Here is a 24,741-nt window from a genome sequence, read left to right as displayed (position 1 = left end):
AAACGCTTATGGCCGGTCCATTACAAGGTATAAAAGTACTTGATCTCAGTCGTATTTTGGCGGGCCCATGGTCTACCCAGGTACTGGCAGATTACGGCGCAGAGGTATGGAAAATAGAGCGCCCGCAGCGAGGTGATGACACCCGACACTGGGGGCCTCCCTATGCGAAAGACAAAAACGGCGAACCTAGTGAGGAATCCGCTTATTACCTTTCCGCGAACCGAGGCAAAAAGTCGGTGACGGTGGATATAACTACCGAAGCAGGCCAGGCGCTCATCTATCAAATGGTCGAAGAAGCCGACATTCTGGTAGAAAACTACAAGGTGGGCGGATTAAAAAAATACGGGCTGGATTATACCACCGTCAAACAGCGTAACCCGGCAATTATTTACTGTTCTATTACTGGCTTTGGTCAAACCGGCCCCTATGCACAATGCGCAGGTTACGATGCCATGATCCAGGCCATGGGCGGGCTGATGAGTATCACAGGAGAGAAGGATGGCGAGCCGGGAGCTGGCCCGCAAAAAGTGGGCGTTGCCGTGGTCGATTTGATGACGGGGATGTATGCGGTATCGGGGATCCTCGCTGCGTTGTATCACCGCGTACAAACCGGTGAAGGCCAGCACATAGATCTGGCGCTACTGGATACACAAGTCGCTTGGCTGGCAAATCAGGGAAGTAATTACCTGGTATCTGGAGAGTTACCTAAACGAATGGGCACTGCACATCCAAACATTGTGCCTTATCAGGCCATGAAGGTGAAAGACGGCTACATACTGTTAGCCGTCGGTAACGATGACCAGTTTTCCCGTTGTTGTGATATTCTCGGCGCGCCAGAAATTGCAACCCAACCTGAATTTGCAACAAATGCACAGCGGGTTGCTCATCGCCATTCACTTATTCCGCTTTTGGAGGCCCTGTTAGAAGAGCAGCCTTTGGATGTCTGGCTGGAAAAATTCTCAGCTGCGCATGTTCCTTGTGGACCCATCAATACCCTGGACAGAGTGTTTGATAACGAGCAAGTGAAGTACAGGAAAATGCAGTTTGATCTTCAACACCCCACGTTAGGCACGGTGCCTCAGGTTGGCAACCCCGTCAGATTTTCAAAAACGCCGGTGGAATACAACTCCGCACCACCCTTACTAGGGCAGCATACTGTGGAAATCATCAATAGGCTGACCAAGGTGAAATAACATTAATGTGGCCAGTAGGGCGCTAATTGATAATAGTCATTCTCATACCTGGGTAAATCGCGAAAACTTGACTGCACAGTCCAATCGATTTTCAAACGAGATGCCTAATATGAAAATACTTGTCCCCATAAAGCGGGTTATCGATTACAACGTGAAAGTGCGCGTGAAGCCAGATTGCTCAGACGTCGACCTTTCCAATACTAAAATGGCCATTAACCCCTTTTGCGAAATTGCCGTGGAAGAAGCGGTACGCCTGAGAGAATCGGGAGTGGCCACGGAGGTTGTGGTGGTGTCAATTGGCGAAAAGGCTTGCCAGGAGCAAATCCGTACCGCCCTGGCGCTCGGCGCAGACCGCGGCATTCATATTGAAACTTCATCTAACCTGGGATCCCTGCAAATTGCCAAGCTATTGAAAAGCGTGCAGCTAGAAGAGCAGGCTGACTTAATCATCCTCGGTAAACAATCTATTGACAGTGATAATAATCAGACTGGTCAAATGCTTGCTGCTCTTATGGGTATGCCACAGGGAACCTTCGCATCGAAACTAGAATTAGCCGACGGCAAAGTGGCAGTAACCCGGGAAGTGGATGGTGGTTTGCAAACCTTATCGCTGACTCTGCCTGCTGTGGTGACCACCGACCTTCGTTTAAATGAACCGCGCTACGCATCGCTGCCAAACATTATGAAAGCAAAACGCAAACCCCTCGACGTGAAGTCAGCTGTCGAACTGGGTGCCGCTACCACATCATCTGTAAAGGTTTTGAAAGTGGAAGAGCCTGCTACCCGAACGGCCGGTGTCATGGTGGAATCTGTAGAAGCGCTGGTGGACAAGCTAAAAACCGAAGCAAAGGTGATCTGAATGACGATACTGATTATTGCAGAGCACGCCCAGGGCGAGCTTAAACCTGAAACAAATAAAGTGGTAACCGCGTCTTTGGCTTTGGGCAGTGAGATACACGTGCTGGTTGCCGGATACGATTGCAAGCAAGCTGCAGAAAGTGCAGCCGCGATATTGGGCGTAACCAGGGTGTTGATTGCAGACAAACCCGCGTATCAGTATCAACTGGCGGAAAATGTCGCGGCTTTGGTCGCAGAATTGGCGGGTGGATACGAATATGTGCTAGCGGCAGCAACGACCTCTGGCAAGAACTTCATGCCCCGAGTGGCAGCGTTGCTGGATGTGGAACAAATATCCGACATCATTGCCGTGGAAGCGGCGGATACGTTTAAGCGCCCGGTGTATGCCGGCAATGCTATCGCCACTGTTCAGTCAACAGATCACAAAAAGGTCATTACTGTTAGAACCACCGCGTTTGATGCCGCTGAGGTGGGGGAAAGCGCACCTGTCGAATATCTTGAGACCGACATTGATATGGGCGTGTCGACTTTCGTGGCTGAGACGTTGACGGTATCAGAGCGGCCTGAACTGACCGCTGCCAGTATTATTATTTCCGGTGGCCGAGGCATGCAAAACGGCGACAATTTCGCCATGCTGGAAAGCGTTGCAGATAAGCTTGGCGGAGCCGTTGGCGCTTCGCGGGCCGCAGTGGATGCCGGGTTCGTTTCCAACGATATGCAAGTTGGGCAAACGGGTAAAATTGTCGCCCCGGATTTGTACATTGCAGTAGGTATTTCAGGTGCTATTCAGCACTTGGCCGGAATGAAAGATTCCAAGGTTATTGTCGCGATAAATAAAGACGAAGATGCTCCGATTTTTCAGGTTGCTGATTACGGGCTCGTCGCTGATTTATTTGACGTTATTCCCGTTCTGGAATCCCAGTTATAACGCAGGCCATGTCGTCCCGACTGACTATTTGACAATTGACAATGTTGAAGAAAGTCGGGCTGGTTAACCTATAAAAATAGAAAAATTGATACGGTGAAACGATGTCATTTATTGAAATGTACGAGCTGCCTATTTTACGCTGGTTACACATAGTGGCCATGGTTTACTGGTTGGGCGGTGAATGGGGGGTGTTTCAAACCTCTTTTCACGTAGTCAACCGAAAGCTGTCTATGGCCGAAAGAAAGCGGCACATGGAAACCGCTTACAAAATTGATATCCTCGCCCGAACCGGCATTATTGTATTGCTGCCACTGGGTATGCATATGGGCTATTTCTGGGGCGTTCAACCATACGGAGGGGCGTTTATCTGGGCTGTGTGGATTTTCTATTTTGCGTGGCTTGGACTGTGTTGGGCGGCGTTCTTCAAACGAGAAACCGATATTGGTATCCGGCTGACGAAAATAGACGAAGCTATTCGTTACGTAGTGATACCTCTGGTATTTGTTTCTGCCGCTGCGTCTTTGATGGGGTACGGTCCGTTTAATGCGGAAACTGCGCAAAAATGGTTTTCAATTAAATTGCTCATATTCTCACTACTATTGATAATTGGCCTGATTTTACGGTTCATTATGCGGGAGTGGACAATGATGTTCCGCATACTGGCAGAACGGGAAGATCAGCAAGTAGAAGACAGACTGGAGAAATCCATTAACTTTGGACGCAATCTCGCTTATTTGTACTGGATAGGTATTCTCACCGTGGCATTCTTTGGTGCAGTAAAACCGATTTAACCTTCTTTATGAGTAAGGTTCGTCATTCTTACAGGATGACGAACCGTTTATCATCCTACCAGTTCTATCCGTTCGCCGCTCGGTCCAGTTAACAGTATGACGCGATTCGAGGGGTAGTAGTTGTCCTTTACAGTGTGTATTTTGGCGCCAAATTCACAAGCTAAAGCATCAATTTTTTTCGTTTGAACTGTAATAAGTGCAATCCCGGAAGGCAGAGAACCGGCATTGTTAACAACGGGCTTCGCCTGCTGTAACTCGTCAATTTCAAACAAACAGCGGCCGTCTAACTGCAAGGTTGCAACGGGAAACTGATGGTTTGTATCCAACCCCCAAGCATTGTTTAATACCGAGACTTTCGTGTTGAAGCACAACGCTTTGTCAGCGTTGTTCAGTTTTTCATAAAACGCCACTGATGCGGCGCGGCTGTGAGTACTTAGTACAGGAATAAACAAGCTGCCCGTTGTTGCATGACTAATGGGGAGTTCGAAGGGGGGAACCGGTCTCTCTACCTGTGTAAGGTATGCGACCTCTCCGGCAGGGCCGACAACTTGCATTGCCTTGATGGCGTCACTGACTTGCAGGTAGGCGGGTTCGCCAATAATGTGAAACTGACAGTCGTTAGTAAACGCTAATCTGAGTTTGTCTACGTCGCCGACACTGCTCTCAAGAGACATCCAGCCATGGGTTTTCAGCGGCTCAGGCGCGGTACAGTTTGGGTCTTCTACCACTCGCAGCCAACTGTGCCCATTGGCTGACTGCAGCACGCACATGGGGTGGCCCAGTAGGCTTGGTGCTTGCCACAACGCACTGAGTTCCTGAGACACTACATCCTGTTGAACCAAAGTAAAACCCAAGGTTTGCTGGTAAGCCAACACTACTTTGGATAGGTTGTTAGTCAGTAATGTGGCGCCTGCTACTGGCCCTAGTCGACGCAATGGTTTTGATTCATTACTCATATTGGCTGCCTTCGTATTGCTGACCCTCGGCCAATATGCGTGGTGTGCCCAGTAATTCATTGAGACCCGACAGATCAAGCATGCGATGGCGATAGGCATTTGTATTGCCTTTTTCTTTTAATGAACTTAAGAACTCTTGGGCCATGCAGGTATAGGCCCGTACCATGGCACCTGGAAATATTGCCAGGCTATAACCCATTGCTTGTAGGTCGGTTGCTGATTCTATAGGTGTGGAGCCGCCCTCTACCATATTCGCGAGCAGAGGAATTTTGTTGGCAAATGCCTGATTGATGCGTTGCATCTGATCAATGGATTCCGGTGCTTCTATAAATAGCACATCAGCACCAGCTTCATAGAAAGCGTGAGCTCTGTCTAAGGCCGAATCGAAACCCTCAACTGCAATGGCATCGGTTCTGGCAACAACAAGCGTATCCTCGTTGCTTCTGGCATCCACTGCGGCTTTCACTTTACCAATCATTTCTGCTTTGCTGATTAAGGTTTTTCCTTTTAAGTGGCCACAACGCTTGGGCATTTGTTGATCTTCTATTTGTATTGCGGTTGCCCCAGCTCTTTCAAACCGTTTAATGGTTCTCTGTACATTGATGGCATTCCCGAACCCTGTATCTGCATCAACAATCATTGGTAGTTCGGTACGCTCGCGAATGACAAAAATAGTGTCTGATACTTCGCTCATGGAAACCAAGCCGATGTCGGGTCGACCAAATCGGGTATAGGCAATACTGGCGCCAGACAGGTACATTGCGGCGAACCCTGCTTTTTCAATAAGGGATGCAGACAGTCCATCGTAACCTCCCGGTGCCACCAGTATATCGTTGGATAATATTAGTTGTCTTAGGGTTTGGGTTTGCATAACGACTCCTATTGCGGTGTAAAACGCCCTTTCAAAAACGGCATCAAACCGCCTGCATTGACAATTTTCATGAGTTCTTCGGGAATGGGCTCACATTGAAATGATTGTGCTTTCGTCTGATTTACTACACTACCTGAAACGGGGTCGACACTAACTATGTCACCTTTTTCAACGTTCGCCAGGGCAGGGCAAAAGAGCACGGGTAAACCCAGGTTAAGGGCGTTTCGATAGAATATTCTGGCAAAGGATTTTGCGACCACGGCTGACACACCTAGTTCTACAAGTACCTGGGCAGCCTGTTCCCGGGACGATCCTATTCCAAAGGCGTCGCCCGCCACGAGCACGTCACCTTTTGCCACCTGATGGGCAAAGTCCTTATCGATGGCTTCCAGACAGTGAGACGCTAGTTCGGTCAGTGGTGCTTTCATGTATGGACCAGGCGCGAGTAAATCAGTATCTATTTTGTCGCCGTACACCCATGCTTTTCCGCATAATGCTGTCATTTATATCTCCTGAGTACCGGGGGTGAGAAGTGGGCGGGGGTCTGCAATTTTCCCCATCACCGCTGATGCAGCAACGGTATACGGAGAGCCAAGATAGACACTGGAGTCGGGCGACCCCATGCGGCCTTTAAAGTTACGGGAAGTAGATGATATACAATTTTCACCGTTTGCGATGGCACCGGCACCCATGCCGGCACAGGCCCCGCATCCTGTGGGCAGAATAATAGCGCCTGCATCTGTTAGTATTTCCAGCGTGCCGTCTTTTGTCGCCGCGTTGGTTGTTTTTACCGATGCCGGAGCAATTAGCAGACGGGTACCTTTTGAAACGGTTCTGCCTTTCAGAACCCGTGCCGCCATGTGAAGATCAGATAACTTTGCGCCGGTACAGGCACCTATGTAAGCCTGGTGAACCGGAATATGAGCAAATGTGTCAACGGGGTGCGTGTTTTCAGGGCTGTGTGGGGCAGCAACCTGAGGTACCAGTACTGATGCATCGAAGCGGTATCGGGCTTCGTAGTGACAGTTGGTATCGCTTGTCCAATTGAGCAGACTATTGTCGACGGATGCTCCGGTATCGGTTATCCACTGAGTTGTGGTTGTATCTGCTTCAATGATACCGGTTTTGCCGCCGAGTTCGGCAGACATATTGCACATGACCATGCGCTCGTACATGGACATAGCGCGAATGGTCGAGCCACCAAATTCCATGACCTTGTAGTTGTTGTTCATACCCAGTTTGGCGCACAGAAATAGCATTATGTCTTTGGCGCTACATCCGTCGGGAAGGACCCCGTCCCAGTCTATGCGGATCGTCTCTGGTACTTTTATCCATATTTCTCCAGTGGCCAGTACGCCAGTCATTTCCGTAGCGCCTATACCAACCATGAAAGTGCCAAATGCACCGCCTGTAGGAGAATGTGAGTCTCCTCCCACAAGAAACATACCGGGTTTAAGGTGACCTTGTTGAGGTAACATGACATGACAGATCCCCTGCATATCATAAAAGTGGCCAATGTGTTGGTCTTGGGCCCATTGTCGGGTAAGGGCAAGGATTTCCGCACTTTCCGGGTCTGTGGCTGGCACAAAGTGATCACTCACCAATACCACTTTTGATGGATCCCACACTTTTGCACCAAGTGCTTCAAGACGGGATTTAATCCGTCGTGGGCCCGATGAGTCATGCATCAGTACCATGTCCAGTTGACAGGTTACTATTTCTCCAGGGGAGACGTATTCATTGCCACTTGCCCTGGCAATAATTTTTTGCGAAAGGGTTTGTGGTGAGGGCGTCGATGGCAGCATCTTGTTATCCTTTGTTAACGTGCCCACGATTTGCTTAAAGGCAAAAAGTCAGCGCAACAGGCTTGTCAGTATGTGATTGCTGGTGTTATTTGTTTAATTCAGTGATGTAAGCCAACCAACAACGTTCATTTTAGTGGTTTTTATGGTGCTTAAAGGGCACGGCGAATACAACAAACTATGAAAGTGAGCAGGGATGATTTTGATAAATGTCAACAGTTAAGCTAACAGTAGACGGTGCGGTGGCCCGTATTCACATAGACAGAGCAGAAAAACACAACGCACTGACCCAAACTATGTGGCAGCAAATCGCATCACATTGCCAAACGCTGGAGAGCAGTATTCACCCGCGGCTGTTGATTGTCTCAGCGTCGGGGCAAAAAGCCTTCTGTGCCGGAGCTGACATCGCAGAACTCTCCGATATTATAAGTGACGAACGCCGTCTTGTGGATAACAACAAGGTGGTACAGGAAGCACAGCGTGCATTGCAAAACCTACCCTTCGCAACCCTTGCGGCTATTAATGGTGTTTGTGTTGGCGGTGGCCTTGGCATTGCCATGTGTTGCGACTTTCGCATTGCCGCAGAACACAGTAAGTTTGCTATTACTCCGTCAAAACTGGGGTTGCTATACAGTATCGAAGATACAAAGCGGCTGGTGTCGCTCGTGGGGCTGGCTAGGGCAAAAGAGCTGCTGTTCCTGGGGGCAACCATTGATGCTCATACCGCTTGTCAGTGGGGGTTACTGACCCATGTAGTATCCGCTGATATGCTTGAAACCAGCGTGTCGAACTTTAGTGAAAAAATACTTGACGTCAGTCCTTTTTCGGTGGCTGGAATGAAAAAAACACTTCATGTGTTGTGTGGAACGTCACACCACAGTGAAGCTGAGATCAAAGCGCTGTTTGACGCGGCCTTTTCGCAACCTGATTTCGCTGAAGGTGCACAGGCATTTCTGGAAAAACGACCACCGGCGTTTGGGCGCACAATAGGAAAAAAATCGTGACTGAAGCATTAATTGACCGGGGATTTTTACCCGTTGAAGGTCTCACGGGGTTTTCCTGCCATATTGGCCCGTTTTACGAGAAGACCCATGACGATGGCACCATTCATCGGGCTGTGATGATGGCAGATCATCATTTGAATCCGGAAGGCGTGGTACACGGCGGTGTTTTGTTGTCATTTATGGATTACGTCATCTATCGGGCAATTGGCGACGATATCGGCCACCAGATCCAATTTGCAACCATTAATCTCAACACGCAATTTCTGGCAGCGGCAAAAAAAGGTGACATCGTTATTGGCATGGGAAATATGGTTCGCAAAACGCGCAGTGTCATCTTTGCCCACGGGCAACTATTTACGCAGCAGCGTCCGGTAATGACAGGGTCGGGGATCTGGAAAATTATCGGTCGATAATGCAAGCTGTATCAGGCTGGACTTTACCGCCGTTGTATCGGGAATTTGACAATTCTCAAAGCGCAAAGAAGAAGAAAAGACAACACTGAATTGTGCTATTAGCTTTCCCTCTAAGGAATAACAATGAAAATAAAAACTCTACTCACCGCGCTCTTCCTGGCAGGGGCAAGTGCGGGTGCCGGTGCCGCGAGCCGCATCAATTTGAATACCGAAGAAGGCAATACGGCGGCCATGCGCAAAATCCTGTGTTCCACAGAAGACGGCAAAGTGTCTTACTGGCAATGGAAGGGCAAAGCCTATTCGCGCAGAATGGGAGAAGCAGACAAGCATCTGTTCAATGTGGAAGGAATGAGCGCCAGAGCTTGTGACACCATTGATGGTGGTGTAAAGGGGAAAACCTACAAACTTGTCACTCGTGAGATATTGCTGTACACAGATCCGAAGACTGGCGAACCTATGGACAACTGGGAAAACCCCTTTTCCGGTGAAAAAGTGGACGTTGTTCACGTGACGAATGACCCGGTGAATCAAGGGCCAAGTTTTCCACGCAATGAAGAAGGAGTTACCTTTCCGTGGAAAAAACGCTTTATGGGCGAGGTTGATGGCCCGTTGTGGTCGTTGATGTTTGACGTCCCGCTTTTCTATCACAATGTGCTGGGTGGTGATTATCAAAAGCAGATCGGTGGTGTATATCACGCGACGGAGATGTTCGAGTTTTCCGGAGACACTAACAGCTTGCTGAACGAAGACTTTGCCCACGTGCACGTCGACTGGATAAGGGTGTCAGACTGGCTGCCGTGGATGATGATGACAGGCCGCGAGGGAATGATTTACTTCCATGCTTCGGGTTATAAACAAGAGGCATATGAAGATTTGTCCCCCGTGCTGAAGGCGTTCATAGAAAATCATGCACCGGCCTATAAAACCGCACCGCCTCTTGACGATGAACGGGCAAATGAAACGAGTTGGTCAACTTACAAAGACGACGTTCAAGGCGCACCGTTTAAAAAAAGCGGCCACTAGTACCGCTCAAATAAATGTACACTGGCACAGTGTTACTGTGTGAAAACAGAACAGCGTTTTGTGACACCCCAAAAGCCGCCATATGAGTGGCTTTTGCGTTATGAGATACAGGTACCCTAGAGTTAAGCAAATTATTTTATACCAAGGCTTGCGTGAATAGATTAATTGTTGTACATTACGCGCCCTTTTGAAACACAATGGGAAGCCGTTAGAGCAAATATTCTCGGGTATTTGCGAGGCGTTAGACCCAAAAACGAGAGCATTAACATGGCTAAAAAAGTAACTGGCTTAATTAAGCTACAGGTTGCAGCTGGTGCTGCTAACCCGTCTCCACCTGTTGGTCCTGCACTAGGTCAGCACGGTGTTAACATCATGGAATTCTGTAAGGCTTTCAACGCAAAAACTGAAAGTCTTGAGAAAGGCGCTCCGGTACCAGTAGAAATTACGGTATACGAAGACCGCTCTTTCACATTCGAAACGAAGACTCCTCCTGCGTCTTACCTGCTTAAAAAGGCTGCTGGCATCAAGAGTGGTTCTGGTCGTCCTAACACTGAAAAAGTGGGTAAAGTGACTCGCGCTCAATTGGAAGAAATTGCCAAAACTAAAGAGCCGGATCTAACTGCAGCTGATCTGGATGCAGCAGTTCGCACTATCGCGGGTTCTGCTCGCTCAATGGGCTTGAACGTAGAGGACTAATCGAATGGCAAAATTAACCAAACGCGCTCGCCTGATCCGCGAGAAAGTAGACGCGACTAAAGATTACGATATCAACGAAGCTGTTGCTCTGTTAAAAGAACTGGCTACTGCTAAGTTCGCAGAAAGTGTAGACGTTGCTATCAACCTGGGTATCGATGCTAAGAAATCTGACCAAAACGTTCGCGGTGCAACCGTACTGCCAAACGGTACTGGTAAAGAAGTTCGCGTAGCAGTGTTCACTCAGGGTGCAAACGCTGAAGCCGCTAAAGAAGCGGGTGCTGACATCGTTGGTATGGAAGACTTAGCTGAGCAAGTTAAGAAAGGCGAAATGAATTTTGACGTGGTAGTTGCCAGCCCAGACGCAATGCGCGTTGTTGGTCAACTGGGTCAAATCTTAGGTCCTCGTGGCCTGATGCCTAACCCTAAGACTGGTACTGTTACACCAGACGTTGCTACAGCAGTTAAAAATGCTAAAGCTGGTCAGGTTCGCTACCGCAACGATAAGAACGGTATCATTCACGCCAGCATTGGCAAGATTGCTTTTGAAGCTAACCAGATCCAAGAAAACCTGGAAGCGCTTCTCGAAGCACTGAAGAAAGCGAAGCCTTCTTCAGCTAAAGGTACTTACATCAAGAAAGTCAGCTTGAGCACCACTATGGGCGCTGGCGTATCTGTTGATAAAGGTACTGTAGGTCTGTAAGACTTTTCTCAGGTGGCATAAGCCCATCTGTCTCTTAAGGTTATGGGTTGGAGCTGTTGAATATCGCCAAAAGCGAATATTAATAGCTCCCGTCCAAGACCGCAGGCGCTAAACGGCAAAAGAATTAAGAGAGCTTTTGCAAAAACGTTTGGCTTAAAAACACAGCCTGCGCAGACGGTGGTTTCGACTCAGACTCTCTGGGATAACGAACACCGTAGAGCGGTACAACCACACCGTGGATGTATCAATCTGTGAACACTGATGAATGGGAAGGGCAACCGGAACAAACATCAGATTTTATGAGGTGAACTCAGTGGCACTAGGTTTAGCAGCAAAAAAAGAGATCGTAGCAGAAGTTTCTGAAGTTGCGTCTCGCGCTCTATCCGTAGCCGTTGCTGAATACCGTGGGATGGAAGTTGCAGAACTGACTGACCTGCGCGTTAAAGCTCGTGAGCAAGGCGTATACCTGAAAGTTGTACGTAATACTCTGGCTAAGCGTGCATTGGCAGACAGCAAATTTGCAGACTTGGATAGCGCCTTAACTGGCCCGCTTATCTATGGTTTCTCTATCGATGCACCTGGCGGTGCAGCACGTCTTTTCAAAGACTTCGGTAAGACTAATGATAAGCTGAAAGTTACTGCTCTTTCAATTGGTAGCGGCTTACTTGGTCCAGAAAAACTGGATGCAGTAGCAGCTCTGCCTACCCGCGACGAAGCGCTTGCGAAATTGCTTGCGACCTTCAAAGCACCAGTTGGGAAATTCGTTCAAACAATCAACGAAGTTCCTGGCAAGTTTGTGCGTGTATTGGCGGCGGTCAAAGACACCAAATAATTGGCGTCTTTGGCATATTGATTTTTTTAACATTTTAATCCCAGGAGTTTAGAGAACATGGCTCTGACTAAAGAAGATATTTTAAACGCGATCGCTGAAATGCCAGTAATGGAACTGGTTGAACTGATCGAAGCAGCTGAAGAAAAATTCAACGTTTCTGCTGCAGCTGCTGTTGCAGTTGCTGGCCCAGCTGCTGGCGGTGACGCTGCTGCTGCAGAAGAGAAAACTGAATTTGACGTTGTAATGACTTCATTCGGTGGCAACAAAGTTGCTGTTATCAAAGCGGTACGTGGCGCAACTGGCCTTGGCCTGAAAGAAGCTAAAGAAGTAGTTGAATCTGCTCCTAAAGCTATCAAAGAAGGCGTATCTAAAGATGAAGCTGAAGCACTGAAGAAAGAGCTTGAAGAAGCTGGTGCAGAAGTAGAAATCAAGTAATCTGTTTGTTCAGATTACCTGCCTTAAACGGCAAGGCTGGTGGTTAATATTGACCACCAGCCTTTTTGCGCTGTAGGGTGTACAGTTTTTAACCCTTTACTGTACTACTCCAAAAAGCACATCGGGAAAAATAAAAAAGCATAAAACCAACATGTTAACTAATATATGGTTGAATTTTGGTGTATGCTAAGTAATTACCCCGAAAAAGGGTCGTGGAAGTTTGTTGTTTGATTAGTTCAGACAGCAGGTTGGGTCAAAAATCAGCAGGCTGAGGAACCCATGGTTTACTCTTATAGCGAAAAGAAACGTATCCGTAAGGATTTTGGCAAACACCCACAGGTATTGGAAATTCCATACCTCCTTTCAATTCAGCTAGATTCTTTCAAAAAATTTATTGAGATCGATGCAGACGGTCAATACGGTTTAGAAGCTGCTTTCCGTTCTGTGTTTCCAATTAAAAGCTACTCAGGCAGCTCTGAGCTGCAATACGTCAGCTATCGCCTGGGCGAGCCCGTGTTTGACGTTAAAGAATGTCAAATTCGCGGTGTAACCTATTCAGCTCCGTTAAGAGTAAAACTGCGTCTGGTTCTGTACGATAAAGATGCTGCACCTGGTACTGTAAAAGACATTAAAGAACAAGAAGTGTACATGGGTGAAATTCCATTGATGACAGAGAACGGTACGTTCGTCATCAACGGAACAGAGCGTGTTATCGTATCTCAGTTACACCGTTCCCCTGGTGTATTCTTTGATCACGACAAAGGCAAAACCCACTCATCAGGTAAAGTGTTGTATAACGCCCGCGTTATTCCTTACCGTGGTTCGTGGTTAGACTTTGAGTTCGATCCTAAGGATAACCTGTTTGTTCGTATTGACCGTCGTCGTAAGTTGCCTGCAACGATAATCTTACGCGCGCTTGAAATGACAACAGAAGAAATCCTGGATTTGTTCTTTGACAAGGTACGAATTCGAATTGAAGACAATAAGCTTCTGATGGAAGTGGTACCCGATCGTCTGCGCGGCGAAACTGCTCAGTTCGATATAAAAGACAACGAAGGTGAAGTTATCGTTGAAACGGGTCGCCGTGTATCTGCACGTCACACTCGTGCTCTGGAAAAAGCCGGCGTCACTGAACTTGAAGTACCAGCGGAATATATGGTTGGTCGTGTTTTCGCGCGCACTTACGTGAATGAAGACACTGGCGAGGTTATCGTTAACGCAAACGATGAAGTGACCCTGGAGTTGATGGCTGAACTCAGCCAGGCTGGCGTTAAAGAGTTTGAAACACTGTATATCAATGAACTTGATCACGGTTCTTATATTTCTGATACGCTGAGAATTGACAGTTCAACAAACCGTCTGGAAGCACTGGTCGAAATTTATCGCATGATGCGTCCTGGTGAGCCACCGACAAAAGACGCTGCCGAAACCCTGTTCGACAACTTGTTCTTCTCTGACGAACGTTACGATTTGTCATCTGTTGGCCGTATGAAGTTCAACCGTCGCTTAGGCCGTGAAGAACTCGTTGGTTCAGGTACTCTTGACAAAGACGACATCGTTTCGGTTATGAAGCAACTTATTCTTATCCGTGATGGTAAGGATGAAGTCGATGATATCGATCACTTGGGCAACCGCCGTATTCGCTCAGTGGGCGAAATGGCTGAAAACCAATTCCGCGTGGGTCTGGTACGTGTAGAACGTGCAGTTAAAGAGCGTTTGTCTCTGGGTGACCTCGACAACGTAATGCCACAGGATTTGATCAACGCCAAGCCAATTTCTGCAGCAGTTAAGGAGTTCTTTGGTTCTTCACAGCTGTCTCAGTTCATGGACCAAAACAACCCGCTGTCAGAAGTGACGCACAAGCGTCGTATTTCAGCATTAGGTCCGGGTGGTTTAACCCGAGAACGAGCTGGCTTCGAAGTGCGAGACGTACATCCGACGCACTACGGACGTTTGTGTCCAATCGAAACACCGGAAGGTCCAAACATCGGTTTGATCAACTCGTTGGCAAGTTTTGCACGTACCAATGATTTTGGTTTCCTGGAAACGCCGTTCCGTCGTATTGAAGACGGTATTATTACCGATGAAATCGATTATTTGTCAGCCATCGAAGAAGGCCAATTCAAAATCGCACAGGCAAATGTGGCGGTTGACGAAAATGGTGCGTTGGTCGATGACTTGATCCCTTCACGTCACCGTGGTGAGACCACGCTGATGCCGAAGGAAGAAATTAGATATATGGATGTGTCGCCTCAGCAGATCGTTTCAGTTGCTGCCAGCATCATCCCGTTCCTGGAACACGATGACGCCAACCGAGCATTGATGGGTGCAAACATGCAACGTCAGGCAGTACCCACTTTGCGTGCAGACAAGCCGCTGGTAGGTACAGGTATGGAGAAAACCGTTGCGGTTGACTCTGGTGTAACTGTGGTTGCCAAACGCGGTGGTACGGTGGATTACGTCGATGCCAGTCGCATTGTTATCAAAGTGAACGACGATGAAATGCTACCTGGTGAAGCGGGTATCGACATTTATAACCTGACGAAATACACCCGTTCTAACCAGAACACCTGTATCAATCAAAGGCCTACCTGTAACGTTGGTGATCCTATTGTTACCGGCGACGTGTTGGCTGACGGACCGTCTACTGACCTGGGTGAGCTGGCCCTTGGTCAAAACATGCGTATCGCGTTCATGCCTTGGAATGGTTATAACTTCGAAGACTCGATTCTGATTTCAGAACGCGTTGCTCAGGAAGACCGTTTCACGACTATTCACATTCAGGAATTAAGCTGTATTGCTCGTGATACCAAGCTTGGGCCAGAAGAAATTTCTTCTGACATCCCAAATGTTGGTGAAGCTGCATTAGGCAAACTGGATGAATCTGGTGTTGTTTACATCGGTGCGGAAGTAAAAGGCGGCGACATTCTGGTTGGTAAAGTAACGCCAAAAGGCGAAACACAGCTAACACCAGAAGAAAAACTGTTACGTGCAATTTTCGGTGAAAAAGCGTCTGACGTTAAAGATACCTCACTGCGTGTGCCGAACTCTGTTCACGGTACCGTTATCGACGTCCAGGTATTTACCCGCGACGGCGTTGAGAAAGACAAGCGCGCACTGGAAATTGAAGACATGCAGTTACGTCAGGTTAAGAAAGACCTGTCTGATGAATTCAATATTCTTGCAGATGGTATCTTTGCCCGTGCTCGTAACTTGCTGATAAACGCTGGTGTCGATGAAGCCAAGCTGGAAAGCATGCCTCGTGAAAAGTGGTTGGAAATTCCACTGACTAACGAAGACGCGCAAAACGAGCTTGACCAAATTGCTGAACAGCACATCGAAATTAAATCTGATTTCGATAAGAAGTTTGAGAACAAGCGTCGTAAGATCACCCAGGGTGATGACCTTGCGCCGGGCGTACTGAAAATCGTTAAAGTTTATCTCGCGGTTAAACGTCACATCCAACCGGGTGACAAGATGGCTGGTCGTCACGGTAACAAAGGTGTTATCTCAACGGTTATCCCTGTCGAAGATATGCCTTACGATGAAAACGGCACGCCGGTAGACATCGTATTGAACCCACTGGGCGTACCGTCGCGGATGAACATCGGTCAGATCCTTGAGACCCATCTGGGTATGGCGGCTCACGGATTGGGCGTGAAAATCGACAAGATGCTCAAAGAGCAGGAAGAACTGGCCAAGCTACGTGGTTTCCTCAAAGAGGTGTACACACTCGGTGAAAACCACCAGGAAGTTGATATTGACAACTTCACTGACGATGAAGTGTTGCGTCTTGCTGATAACCTGCGCAAAGGTGTTCCTGTTGCGACACCAGTATTTTCTGGTGCGAAAGAAGCAGAAATTAAAGCGATGTTGAAACTGGCTGACCTGCCAGAAAGCGGACAAATTACCTTGTTCGACGGCCGTACTGGTCGCGAATTTGAACGTCCGGTTACTGTAGGTTACATGTACATGCTGAAACTGAACCACTTGGTTGACGACAAGATGCACGCGCGTTCAACCGGTTCTTACAGCTTGGTAACACAGCAGCCTCTGGGCGGTAAAGCACAGTTCGGTGGTCAGCGCTTCGGTGAGATGGAAGTGTGGGCCCTCGAAGCATACGGTGCAGCCTATACCTTGCAGGAAATGCTTACGGTTAAGTCTGATGACGTTAACGGCCGTACCAAAATGTACAAAAACATCGTTGATGGCGATCACAGAATGGAGCCAGGTATGCCTGAATCCTTCAACGTATTGCTCAAAGAGATTCGTTCACTCGGTATCAACATCGAGCTGGAAGAAAAGTAATACGGCAATTGCCATAGTATGATTTGATGGCCCGGTTCGCCGGGCTATAGAGACTGACTCCGCCGGGAGAGTAATGTGAAAGACTTATTAAAGTTTCTAAAGCAACAAAACAAGACCGAAGAGTTCGATAATATTCGAATTGGTCTATCATCACCTGACATGATTCGTTCATGGTCATTTGGTGAAGTGAAGAAGCCTGAAACCATTAACTACCGCACGTTCAAACCAGAGCGTGACGGATTGTTCTGTGCGCGTATTTTTGGACCTGTAAAAGATTACGAATGTCTTTGCGGTAAATACAAGCGTCTGAAGCACAGAGGTGTTATCTGCGAAAAATGTGGCGTTGAAGTAACGCTGACTAAAGTACGTCGCGAGCGTATGGGTCACATCGAGCTGGCAAGTCCAGTTGCGCACATTTGGTTCTTAAAATCTTTGCCGTCACGTATCGGTTTGATGTTAGATATGACATTGCGCGACATCGAGCGCGTATTGTACTTTGAATCTTACGTAGTTACCGAGCCTGGTATGACTACCCTCGAGCGCAGTCAACTTCTGAGTGAAGAAGAGTACCTGGATGCACTTGAAGAGCACGGCGACGAGTTCGAGGCGAAAATGGGTGCTGAAGCCGTTTTCGATTTGCTGAAAGTACTCGACGTGGATGCAGATGTTGCAGCTATGCGTGAAGAGTTGCCTTCCATTAACTCTGAAACTAAGCGTAAGAAAATCACTAAGCGTTTGAAGTTGCTTGAATCGTTCCAGCAATCTGGCAACAAGCCAGAGTGGATGATCATGACTGTACTGCCCGTTCTGCCACCGGATTTGCGTCCTTTGGTTCCATTGGACGGTGGCCGTTTTGCGACTTCTGACCTCAACGATTTATATCGCCGTGTTATCAACCGTAACAACCGTTTGAAGCGGCTGTTGGACCTGGCTGCGCCAGATATCATCGTACGCAACGAAAAACGCATGCTTCAGGAAGCGGTTGATGCCTTGCTGGATAACGGTCGTCGCGGTCGTGCGATTACCGGTTCTAACAAACGTCCTTTGAAATCTTTGGCAGATATGATCAAAGGTAAGCAAGGTCGTTTCCGTCAGAACTTGCTTGGTAAGCGTGTGGATTACTCCGGCCGTTCGGTTATTACCGTTGGTCCTACTCTGCGGTTGCACCAGTGTGGTCTGCCGAAGAAGATGGCTCTTGAGCTGTTTAAGCCATTTATTTACGGCAAACTGGAAGGTCGTGGTTTAGCCACTACCATTAAAGCTGCCAAAAAATTGGTAGAACGCGAGGCGCCAGAAGTATGGGACGTTCTTGACGAAGTCATTCGCGAGCACCCAGTATTACTCAACCGTGCACCAACACTGCACAGATTGGGTATCCAGGCGTTCGAACCTACCCTGATTGAAGGTAAAGCTATTCAATTGCACCCGTTGGTGTGTGCGGCGTACAACGCTGACTTCGACGGTGACCAAATGGCGGTTCACGTTCCTTTGACCATTGAAGCACAGCTTGAAGCCCGTGCATTGATGATGTCAACGAACAATATCTTGTCACCTGCAAACGGTGAACCTATCATCGTACCTTCACAGGACGTTGTATTAGGTCTTTACTACCTAACTCGGGATAAAGTTAACGGCAAAGGTGAAGGCATGGTATTTACCAGCCCGCACGAAGCTGAGAAAGCGTACCGAACCGACGCAGCAGAACTGCACGCCCGCGTGAAAGTGCGTATTACTGAATACGATGTTGCTGAAGACGGCACCAAGACTGAAAAAGTTACGTTAACTGAGACAACGGTCGGACGTGCAATTTTCTCATTGATTTTGCCAAAAGGCTTGCCGTTTGAAATCATCAACCAACCTATGGGCAAGAAGCAAATTTCACGTTTGTTGAATGCTTGTTACCGTACGTTAGGTCTGAAAGACACAGTAATTGCAGCTGACCAAATCATGTACACCGGTTTCCACTACGCGATGATCGCGGGTGCGTCGGTCGGTATCGACGACATGGTTATCCCCGATGCTAAGAAAGACATCATCGAAGGGGCGGAAGCTGAGGTTATCGAGATTCAGGAACAGTTCCAGAACGGTCTTGTTACCGCCGGTGAACGTTACAACAAAGTTATTGATATTTGGTCAAACGCTAACGAAAAAGTTGCCAAGGCCATGATGGATAACCTGAAAACTGACACGGTTATCAACCGCGATGGCGAACAGGAAGAACAGCAATCATTTAACTCAGTTTATATGATGGCGGACTCCGGAGCCCGTGGTAGTGCTGCTCAGATTCGTCAGTTGGCGGGTATGCGTGGTCTGATGGCAAAACCAGACGGCTCAATTATCGAAACGCCAATTACCGCAAACTTCCGTGAAGGTCTGAACGTACTTCAGTACTTCATTTCGACTCACGGAGCGCGTAAAGGTTTGGCCGATACGGCTCTGAAAACAGCGAACTCCGGTTATTTGACTCGTCGTCTTGTAGATGTTGCCCAGGATTTGGTTATCACTAACGATGATTGTGGTACGTTCGAAGGCGTTAAAATGTCACCCCTGATTGAAGGTGGAGACGTCGTTGAGCCATTGCGTGAACGTGTACTGGGTCGTGTTGTTGCTGAAGACGTTATTAAGCCAGGCACCGATGAAGTTCTGGTCGAGCGTAACACACTGCTGGACGAAGCGCTGGTAGATATGCTTGAAGCTAACTCGGTCGATCAGGTGATGGTTCGTTCCGTTATCACTTGTGACAATGACTTTGGTGTGTGCGCGAACTGTTACGGTCGTGATCTTGCACGTGGCCACATGGTTGCAAAAGGTGAATCTGTCGGTGTTATCGCTGCACAGTCCATTGGTGAGCCAGGTACACAGCTGACCATGCGTACATTCCACATCGGTGGTGCGGCATCAAGAGCCTCTGCTGAAAACAGCGTACAGGTGAAGACGGCGGGTAGCCTGAAGATGCACAATGCGAAGTTTGTTCGCAACACTGATGACAAAGTGGTAATCGTGTCTCGTTCAACTGAACTGACAGTGATCGACAGCCATGGTCGCGAGAAAGAACGCTATAAAGTGCCTTATGGCGCGATTCTGTCTGTAGACGATGGTGCAGCAGTAGAAGCTGGCGAAATCGTAGCAAACTGGGATCCGCACAGTCACCCCATTATCGTTGAGCGTCCGTCGAAGATTTCTTTTGCAGACATCGATGACACTAACACCGAGATGCAGCAGGACGAACTGACTGGTCTGACCCGTATCGTGGTGAAAGACCTCGCGAAAGTGAACGCAAAAGAGCCTAAGTTGATTCTTGAAAGCGAAGAAACCGGCTTACAAGAAATTCGTTTACCGAGCTTCACCACCATTGAAGCGGCCGATGGAAAGCTTGCTCACGCCGGTGACGTGTTAGCACGTATCCCGCAGGAGAGCTCGAAAACACGTGACATCACGGGTGGTCTGCCACGCGTAGCTGACTTGTTCGAAGCGCGTAAGCCCAAAGAGCCTGCTATTTTGGCTGAGATCTCTGGTTCTATTGGCTTTGGTAAAGAAACCAAAGGTAAGAAGCGCTTGGTTATCACACCAACTGACGGCGGCGAAGCTTATGAAGAGATGATTCCCAAGTGGCGCCAGTTGAACGTGTTCGAAGGTGAACATGTTGAGCGCGGTGAAGTCATTGCCGATGGTCCTGAGTCACCACACGATATTCTGCGTCTGCGCGGCATCAGTGCGGTGTCTAACTACATCGTGAACGAAGTGCAGGAAGTATATCGTCTGCAAGGTGTAAAAATTAACGATAAGCACATCGAAGTAGTCATTCGCCAGATGTTGCGTAAGTGTATTATTACAGCTCCAGGTGATACCCAGTTCCTCGAAGGCGAACAGGTTGAGGTTGCTCACGTTAAGATTGCTAACCGTGAAATGGAAAAAGCCGGTAAGTTACCAGCACTGTATGAAACACAGCTGTTGGGTATTACCAAGGCGTCACTGTCTACAGAGTCATTTATCTCAGCGGCATCTTTCCAGGAAACAACCCGCGTGCTAACCGAAGCTGCGGTACAGGGCAAAGAAGACGATCTGCGCGGTCTGAAAGAGAACGTTATTGTTGGTCGACTTATCCCTGCAGGCACAGGTTTTGCGTACCACGAGCGTCGTATGCAGAAACGTGCAGAAGATATCGAAGAAATGTCTGTTTCCGCTGCAGAAGCAGAGCAAGCGTTAACTGAAGCGTTGAATGCGGAAGTTGGCAACGACAGCACAACAGACGAGTAAGTGAATCAGACAGATGACAGATTACGGTCATCTGTCTGTGTTTTGGTGGCGATCAAGGAATAATCATGTGGTTATCCTTTGTACACCTTGACACTGGCTTATGAGATCATTAGAATTCCGCGACCCGAATTTGGGATAAACCGCAATATTGCGGCTAACCAACAAAGGTCGCGGTTTTTATTGGTGTAGGAAAAAGATAGAGCGTCTTTTTGCAAAACCGGTAATCACATAGTGCCGCAAAGCAGACCCGTCCATGGTAACGGGTTTTTATTGTTTATAACCAGGAGCTAGTTAATGGCAACAGTTAACCAGTTAGTGCGTAAGCCACGCCGTCAGCCAGTTGCGAAAAGCAACGTAGCTGCACTGCAAGCTTGCCCACAAAGACGTGGTGTATGTACACGTGTATATACTACTACGCCTAAGAAACCAAACTCAGCACTACGTAAAGTGTGCCGTGTTCGTTTAACAAACGGTTTTGAAGTTTCTTCATACATCGGTGGTGAAGGCCACAACCTTCAGGAACACAGTGTTGTTCTCATCCGTGGTGGTCGTGTTAAAGACTTACCAGGTGTTCGTTATCACACAGTTCGCGGTACTTTGGACTGCGCAGGCGTTAACGATCGTCGTCAAGCCCGTTCTAAGTACGGCGCAAAACGGCCAAAATCTTAACGGTTCTCCGTTAGTAAGGCCAAACTGAAGTAATTAGAGTTTTGGGATTTCCCTGAATTCATACGGAGAATTGTAAAATGCCAAGAAGAAGAGTCGTAGGTCAACGTAAAATCCTACCTGAACCAAAATTTGGTTCACAACTGCTTGCTAAATTCATGAATGTCGTAATGCTCGACGGCAAGAAATCAGTTGCTGAAAAGATTGTTTACGGTGCGCTTGATATTGTTGCTGAAAAAACCGGCAAAGCACACTTAGACGTGTTCGAAGATGCACTGGACAACATTCGTCCTACAGTGGAAGTTAAATCACGCCGTGTAGGTGGTTCTACTTACCAGGTACCTGTAGAAGTTCGTCCTGTTCGTCGTAACGCGTTAGGTATGCGTTGGTTGGTTGAAGCGGCACGTAAACGTGGCGAAAAATCCATGGCACAACGCCTTGCAGCTGAAATGTTAGATGCAGCAGACAACAAAGGTTCTGCGGTTAAGAAACGTGAAGACGTTCACCGTATGGCCGAAGCGAACAAAGCGTTCGCACACTATCGTTGGTAAGCAACGAATAAACTGAGAGAGATGTATGCCTCGTAAGACCCCAATTGAACGTTATCGTAATATTGGTATTGTCGCTCACGTAGACGCGGGTAAAACCACCACTACTGAGCGCGTCCTGTTTTACACAGGGCTTTCCCATAAAATCGGTGAAGTACATGATGGTGCAGCCACCATGGACTGGATGGAGCAGGAACAGGAGCGTGGTATCACGATTACTTCTGCTGCGACCACCTGTTTCTGGTCGGGTATGCAACAACAGTATGACCAACATCGTATCAATATCATTGATACGCCGGGACACGTAGATTTCACAATAGAAGTTGAACGGTCGTTGCGTGTACTTGATGGTGCGGTAGTGGTGTTCTGTGGGTCTTCAGGCGTAGAGCCTCAATCAGAGACAGTCTGGCGACAGGCTGACAAATATCGCGTACCGCGCATGGTTTTCGTCAATAAGATGGACCGTGCCGGTGCCGACTTTGAACGTGTTATTGCACAAATCCGTAAGCGCTTGGGCGCAAACTGTGTACCGATTCAATTGAACATCGGTGCAGAAGAAGAATTCCGTGGTGTCATCGATTTAATCAAGATGAAAGCCATAAACTGGAATGCAGAAGACATGGGTATGACCTTTACCTATGAAGACATTCCTGCAGAACTTGTGGACAAGGCAGAACGCTACCGCACTGAAATGATAGAAGCAGCTGCTGAAGCATCAGAAGTGCTCATGGAAAAGTACCTGGAAGGTGAAGACCTGTCCGAAGCGGAAATCCGCGAAGCACTGCGTACCCGTGTTCTAAATAATGAAATTGTATTAGCTGCCTGTGGTAGTGCCTTTAAAAATAAAGGTGTTCAGGCAGTATTGGATGCGGTTATTGAATATTTGCCTTCTCCCGTTGACGTACCTGCAATTGAAGGGGTACTGGAAGATGAAACAGAAGGCGAAAGACACGCAGACGATAACGAGCCGTTCTCGGCGCTGGCATTTAAAATTGCCACCGACCCGTTCGTGGGCACTCTCACGTTTTTCCGTTGTTATTCAGGTGTGGTGAATACGGGGGATACTGTATTCAACCCAGTGAAGAGCAAGCGGGAGCGATTTGGTCGAATAGTACAGATGCATGCGAAAGATCGCGAAGAATTGAAAGAAGTTCGCGCGGGTGATATTGCGGCCGCTATCGGACTAAAAGATGTGACCACCGGTGATACCTTGTGTGATCCTAATCATGTTATTACACTAGAGCGCATGGAATTTCCCGACCCGGTTATTTCTATTGCGGTTGAACCTAAATCTCAGGCTGATCAGGAAAAAATGGCGTTGGCGTTGGGTAAATTGGCTGCGGAAGATCCGTCATTCAAAGTACACACTGATGACGAATCCGGTCAGACCATTATCTCAGGTATGGGCGAACTGCACCTGGATATTATCGTCGATCGTATGAAGCGCGAGTTTAAAGTAGAGTGTAATGTTGGTAAGCCGCAGGTAGCCTACCGAGAAACCATTCGCAAAACGGTTGAAGCGGAAGGTAAGTTCGTCAGACAATCAGGTGGTCGCGGCCAGTTTGGCCATGTCTGGTTGAAGATAGAACCGCAGGAAGAAGGTGCAGGCTACGAATTTGTAAACGAAATCGTTGGCGGTGTAGTACCTAAAGAGTTCATTCCCGCGGTGGACAAAGGAATTCAGGAACAGCTGCAAAATGGTGTGCTTGCAGGGTATCCGGTGTTAGATGTAAAGGTTACGCTGTTTGATGGTTCATACCATGATGTTGACTCTTCTGAAATGGCGTTTAAAATCGCCGGCTCTATGGGGTTCAAGAAAGGGTGTGCTGAGGCAAATCCGGTATTGCTCGAACCCACTATGAAAGTTGAAGTGACAACTCCGGAAGATTGGATGGGTGATGTTGTTGGCGATCTCAATCGTCGTCGCGGCATGATCGAAGGTATGGAAGACGGTGTAGCGGGCGTAAAACTAGTACGCGCGAAGGTACCACTTTCAGAAATGTTTGGGTATGCCACTGATTTGCGTTCACAAACGCAAGGTCGCGCGTCATACTCTATGGAGTTCTTCAATTATTCTGAAGCGCCTAGCAATGTTGCTAAAGCAATTATCGAATCTAGAAATTAAATCTTAATGAAGGTTCGGTCCGGTCTGTCTTGGGTCGGACTTTTAACTTAGGAAACGAGAAAAATGGCAAAAGAAAAGTTTGAACGTACGAAACCCCACGTAAACGTGGGTACAATCGGCCACGTTGACCACGGTAAAACCACTCTGACTGCAGCAATCACTACTGTTCTTGCAAAGACTTACGGTGGTTCAGCTCAGGCATTCGATCAAATCGATAATGCACCTGAAGAAAAAGCACGTGGTATCACCATCTCCACTTCACACGTTGAATATGACACGCCTACTCGCCACTATGCGCACGTAGACTGTCCTGGGCACGCTGACTACGTTAAAAA

Annotated in this window: 21 protein-coding genes; 17 read left to right on the top strand and 4 right to left on the bottom strand. The window is 48.0% G+C overall.

Annotated features, from left to right (window positions below; translation table 11 throughout):
- The first annotated feature begins 8 nt into the window (after positions 1–8).
- The 4 genes from KO518_RS17100 to KO518_RS17085 all read left to right on the top strand — a co-directional run bounded on the left by KO518_RS17100 (position 9) and on the right by KO518_RS17085 (position 3,770).
- Positions 9–1,193 (top strand): CaiB/BaiF CoA-transferase family protein, encoded by a 1,185-nt coding sequence (locus KO518_RS17100; protein ID WP_216027078.1) that lies wholly within the window; start codon positions 9–11, stop codon positions 1,191–1,193.
- Between the two features lie 109 nt (positions 1,194–1,302).
- On the top strand, positions 1,303–2,052 hold the full coding sequence (locus KO518_RS17095; RefSeq protein WP_216027077.1) for an electron transfer flavoprotein subunit beta/FixA family protein: 750 nt from the start codon (positions 1,303–1,305) through the stop codon (positions 2,050–2,052).
- Positions 2,053–2,979, top strand: a complete 927-nt coding sequence (locus KO518_RS17090) for an electron transfer flavoprotein subunit alpha/FixB family protein (RefSeq protein WP_216027076.1) — start codon at positions 2,053–2,055, stop codon at positions 2,977–2,979.
- 101 nt (positions 2,980–3,080) lie between these two features.
- Positions 3,081–3,770, top strand: a complete 690-nt coding sequence (locus tag KO518_RS17085) for a hypothetical protein (RefSeq protein ID WP_216027075.1) — start codon at positions 3,081–3,083, stop codon at positions 3,768–3,770.
- Positions 3,771–3,820: 50 nt separating this feature from the next.
- Here KO518_RS17085 and KO518_RS17080 read toward each other — a convergent pair whose 3' ends face one another.
- From KO518_RS17080 to KO518_RS17065, 4 genes are read right to left on the bottom strand one after another with little or no spacing between them, the layout of a single operon-like run.
- Positions 3,821–4,726 (bottom strand): hypothetical protein, encoded by a 906-nt coding sequence (locus KO518_RS17080; RefSeq protein WP_216027074.1) that lies wholly within the window; start codon positions 4,724–4,726, stop codon positions 3,821–3,823.
- Positions 4,719–5,597 carry an oxaloacetate decarboxylase gene (locus KO518_RS17075; RefSeq protein ID WP_216027073.1) on the bottom strand — a complete coding sequence of 293 codons (879 nt, stop codon included), beginning with the start codon at positions 5,595–5,597 and terminating at the stop codon, positions 4,719–4,721. The genes KO518_RS17080 and KO518_RS17075 overlap by 8 nt, the downstream gene beginning before the upstream one ends.
- A gap of 8 nt (positions 5,598–5,605) precedes the next feature.
- Positions 5,606–6,100 (bottom strand): 3-isopropylmalate dehydratase small subunit, encoded by a 495-nt coding sequence (gene leuD / locus KO518_RS17070; protein ID WP_216027072.1) that lies wholly within the window; start codon positions 6,098–6,100, stop codon positions 5,606–5,608.
- Positions 6,101–7,402, bottom strand: a complete 1,302-nt coding sequence (locus KO518_RS17065; RefSeq protein ID WP_216027071.1) for a 3-isopropylmalate dehydratase large subunit — start codon at positions 7,400–7,402, stop codon at positions 6,101–6,103.
- Between the two features lie 206 nt (positions 7,403–7,608).
- Here KO518_RS17065 and KO518_RS17060 point away from each other — a divergent pair, with 206 nt between their 5' ends.
- The 13 genes from KO518_RS17060 to KO518_RS17000 form a co-directional block, all read left to right on the top strand.
- On the top strand, positions 7,609–8,403 hold the full coding sequence (locus tag KO518_RS17060; protein ID WP_216027070.1) for an enoyl-CoA hydratase/isomerase family protein: 795 nt from the start codon (positions 7,609–7,611) through the stop codon (positions 8,401–8,403).
- Complete coding sequence (locus KO518_RS17055) at positions 8,400–8,816, top strand: PaaI family thioesterase (protein ID WP_371742353.1); 417 nt, start codon at positions 8,400–8,402, stop codon at positions 8,814–8,816. The genes KO518_RS17060 and KO518_RS17055 overlap by 4 nt, the downstream gene beginning before the upstream one ends.
- Before the next feature lie 123 nt (positions 8,817–8,939).
- Positions 8,940–9,839, top strand: coding sequence for a DUF1838 family protein (locus tag KO518_RS17050; protein WP_216027069.1), 900 nt, complete (start codon positions 8,940–8,942; stop codon positions 9,837–9,839).
- 267 nt (positions 9,840–10,106) lie between these two features.
- A complete protein-coding gene (rplK, locus tag KO518_RS17045) occupies positions 10,107–10,535 on the top strand; it encodes a 50S ribosomal protein L11 (protein WP_169211502.1) in 429 nt (142 codons plus the stop codon).
- Between the two features lie 4 nt (positions 10,536–10,539).
- Complete coding sequence (rplA, locus tag KO518_RS17040) at positions 10,540–11,235, top strand: 50S ribosomal protein L1 (protein ID WP_216027068.1); 696 nt, start codon at positions 10,540–10,542, stop codon at positions 11,233–11,235.
- A 313-nt stretch (positions 11,236–11,548) separates the two neighbouring features.
- Positions 11,549–12,067: a 50S ribosomal protein L10 gene (gene rplJ, locus KO518_RS17035; protein WP_216027067.1), complete on the top strand. Its 519-nt coding sequence runs from the start codon at positions 11,549–11,551 to the stop codon at positions 12,065–12,067.
- 57 nt (positions 12,068–12,124) lie between these two features.
- A complete protein-coding gene (gene rplL, locus KO518_RS17030; RefSeq protein WP_015068303.1) occupies positions 12,125–12,502 on the top strand; it encodes a 50S ribosomal protein L7/L12 in 378 nt (125 codons plus the stop codon).
- Positions 12,503–12,781: 279 nt separating this feature from the next.
- The gene (gene rpoB, locus KO518_RS17025) at positions 12,782–16,810 is read left to right on the top strand and encodes a DNA-directed RNA polymerase subunit beta (protein WP_216027066.1); all 4,029 of its coding nucleotides are present in this window, start codon (positions 12,782–12,784) and stop codon (positions 16,808–16,810) included.
- A 75-nt stretch (positions 16,811–16,885) separates the two neighbouring features.
- A complete protein-coding gene (gene rpoC, locus KO518_RS17020; protein WP_216027065.1) occupies positions 16,886–21,067 on the top strand; it encodes a DNA-directed RNA polymerase subunit beta' in 4,182 nt (1,393 codons plus the stop codon).
- 294 nt (positions 21,068–21,361) lie between these two features.
- Positions 21,362–21,736 (top strand): 30S ribosomal protein S12, encoded by a 375-nt coding sequence (gene rpsL, locus KO518_RS17015; RefSeq protein ID WP_070123207.1) that lies wholly within the window; start codon positions 21,362–21,364, stop codon positions 21,734–21,736.
- A 77-nt stretch (positions 21,737–21,813) separates the two neighbouring features.
- A complete protein-coding gene (gene rpsG, locus KO518_RS17010) occupies positions 21,814–22,284 on the top strand; it encodes a 30S ribosomal protein S7 (protein ID WP_216027064.1) in 471 nt (156 codons plus the stop codon).
- Positions 22,285–22,309: 25 nt separating this feature from the next.
- Positions 22,310–24,406 carry an elongation factor G gene (gene fusA, locus KO518_RS17005; RefSeq protein WP_216027063.1) on the top strand — a complete coding sequence of 699 codons (2,097 nt, stop codon included), beginning with the start codon at positions 22,310–22,312 and terminating at the stop codon, positions 24,404–24,406.
- Between the two features lie 63 nt (positions 24,407–24,469).
- Positions 24,470–24,741: GTP-binding protein (locus KO518_RS17000; protein ID WP_252736070.1), on the top strand; the 272-nt coding region annotated here is incomplete at its 3' end.

Source organism: Aestuariibacter sp. A3R04, from assembly GCF_018860805.1.
Lineage (GTDB): Bacteria > Pseudomonadota > Gammaproteobacteria > Enterobacterales > Alteromonadaceae > Alteromonas.
Note: the sequence above shows the minus strand (reverse complement) of the source record. Positions and strands in the feature narration are given on the sequence as shown.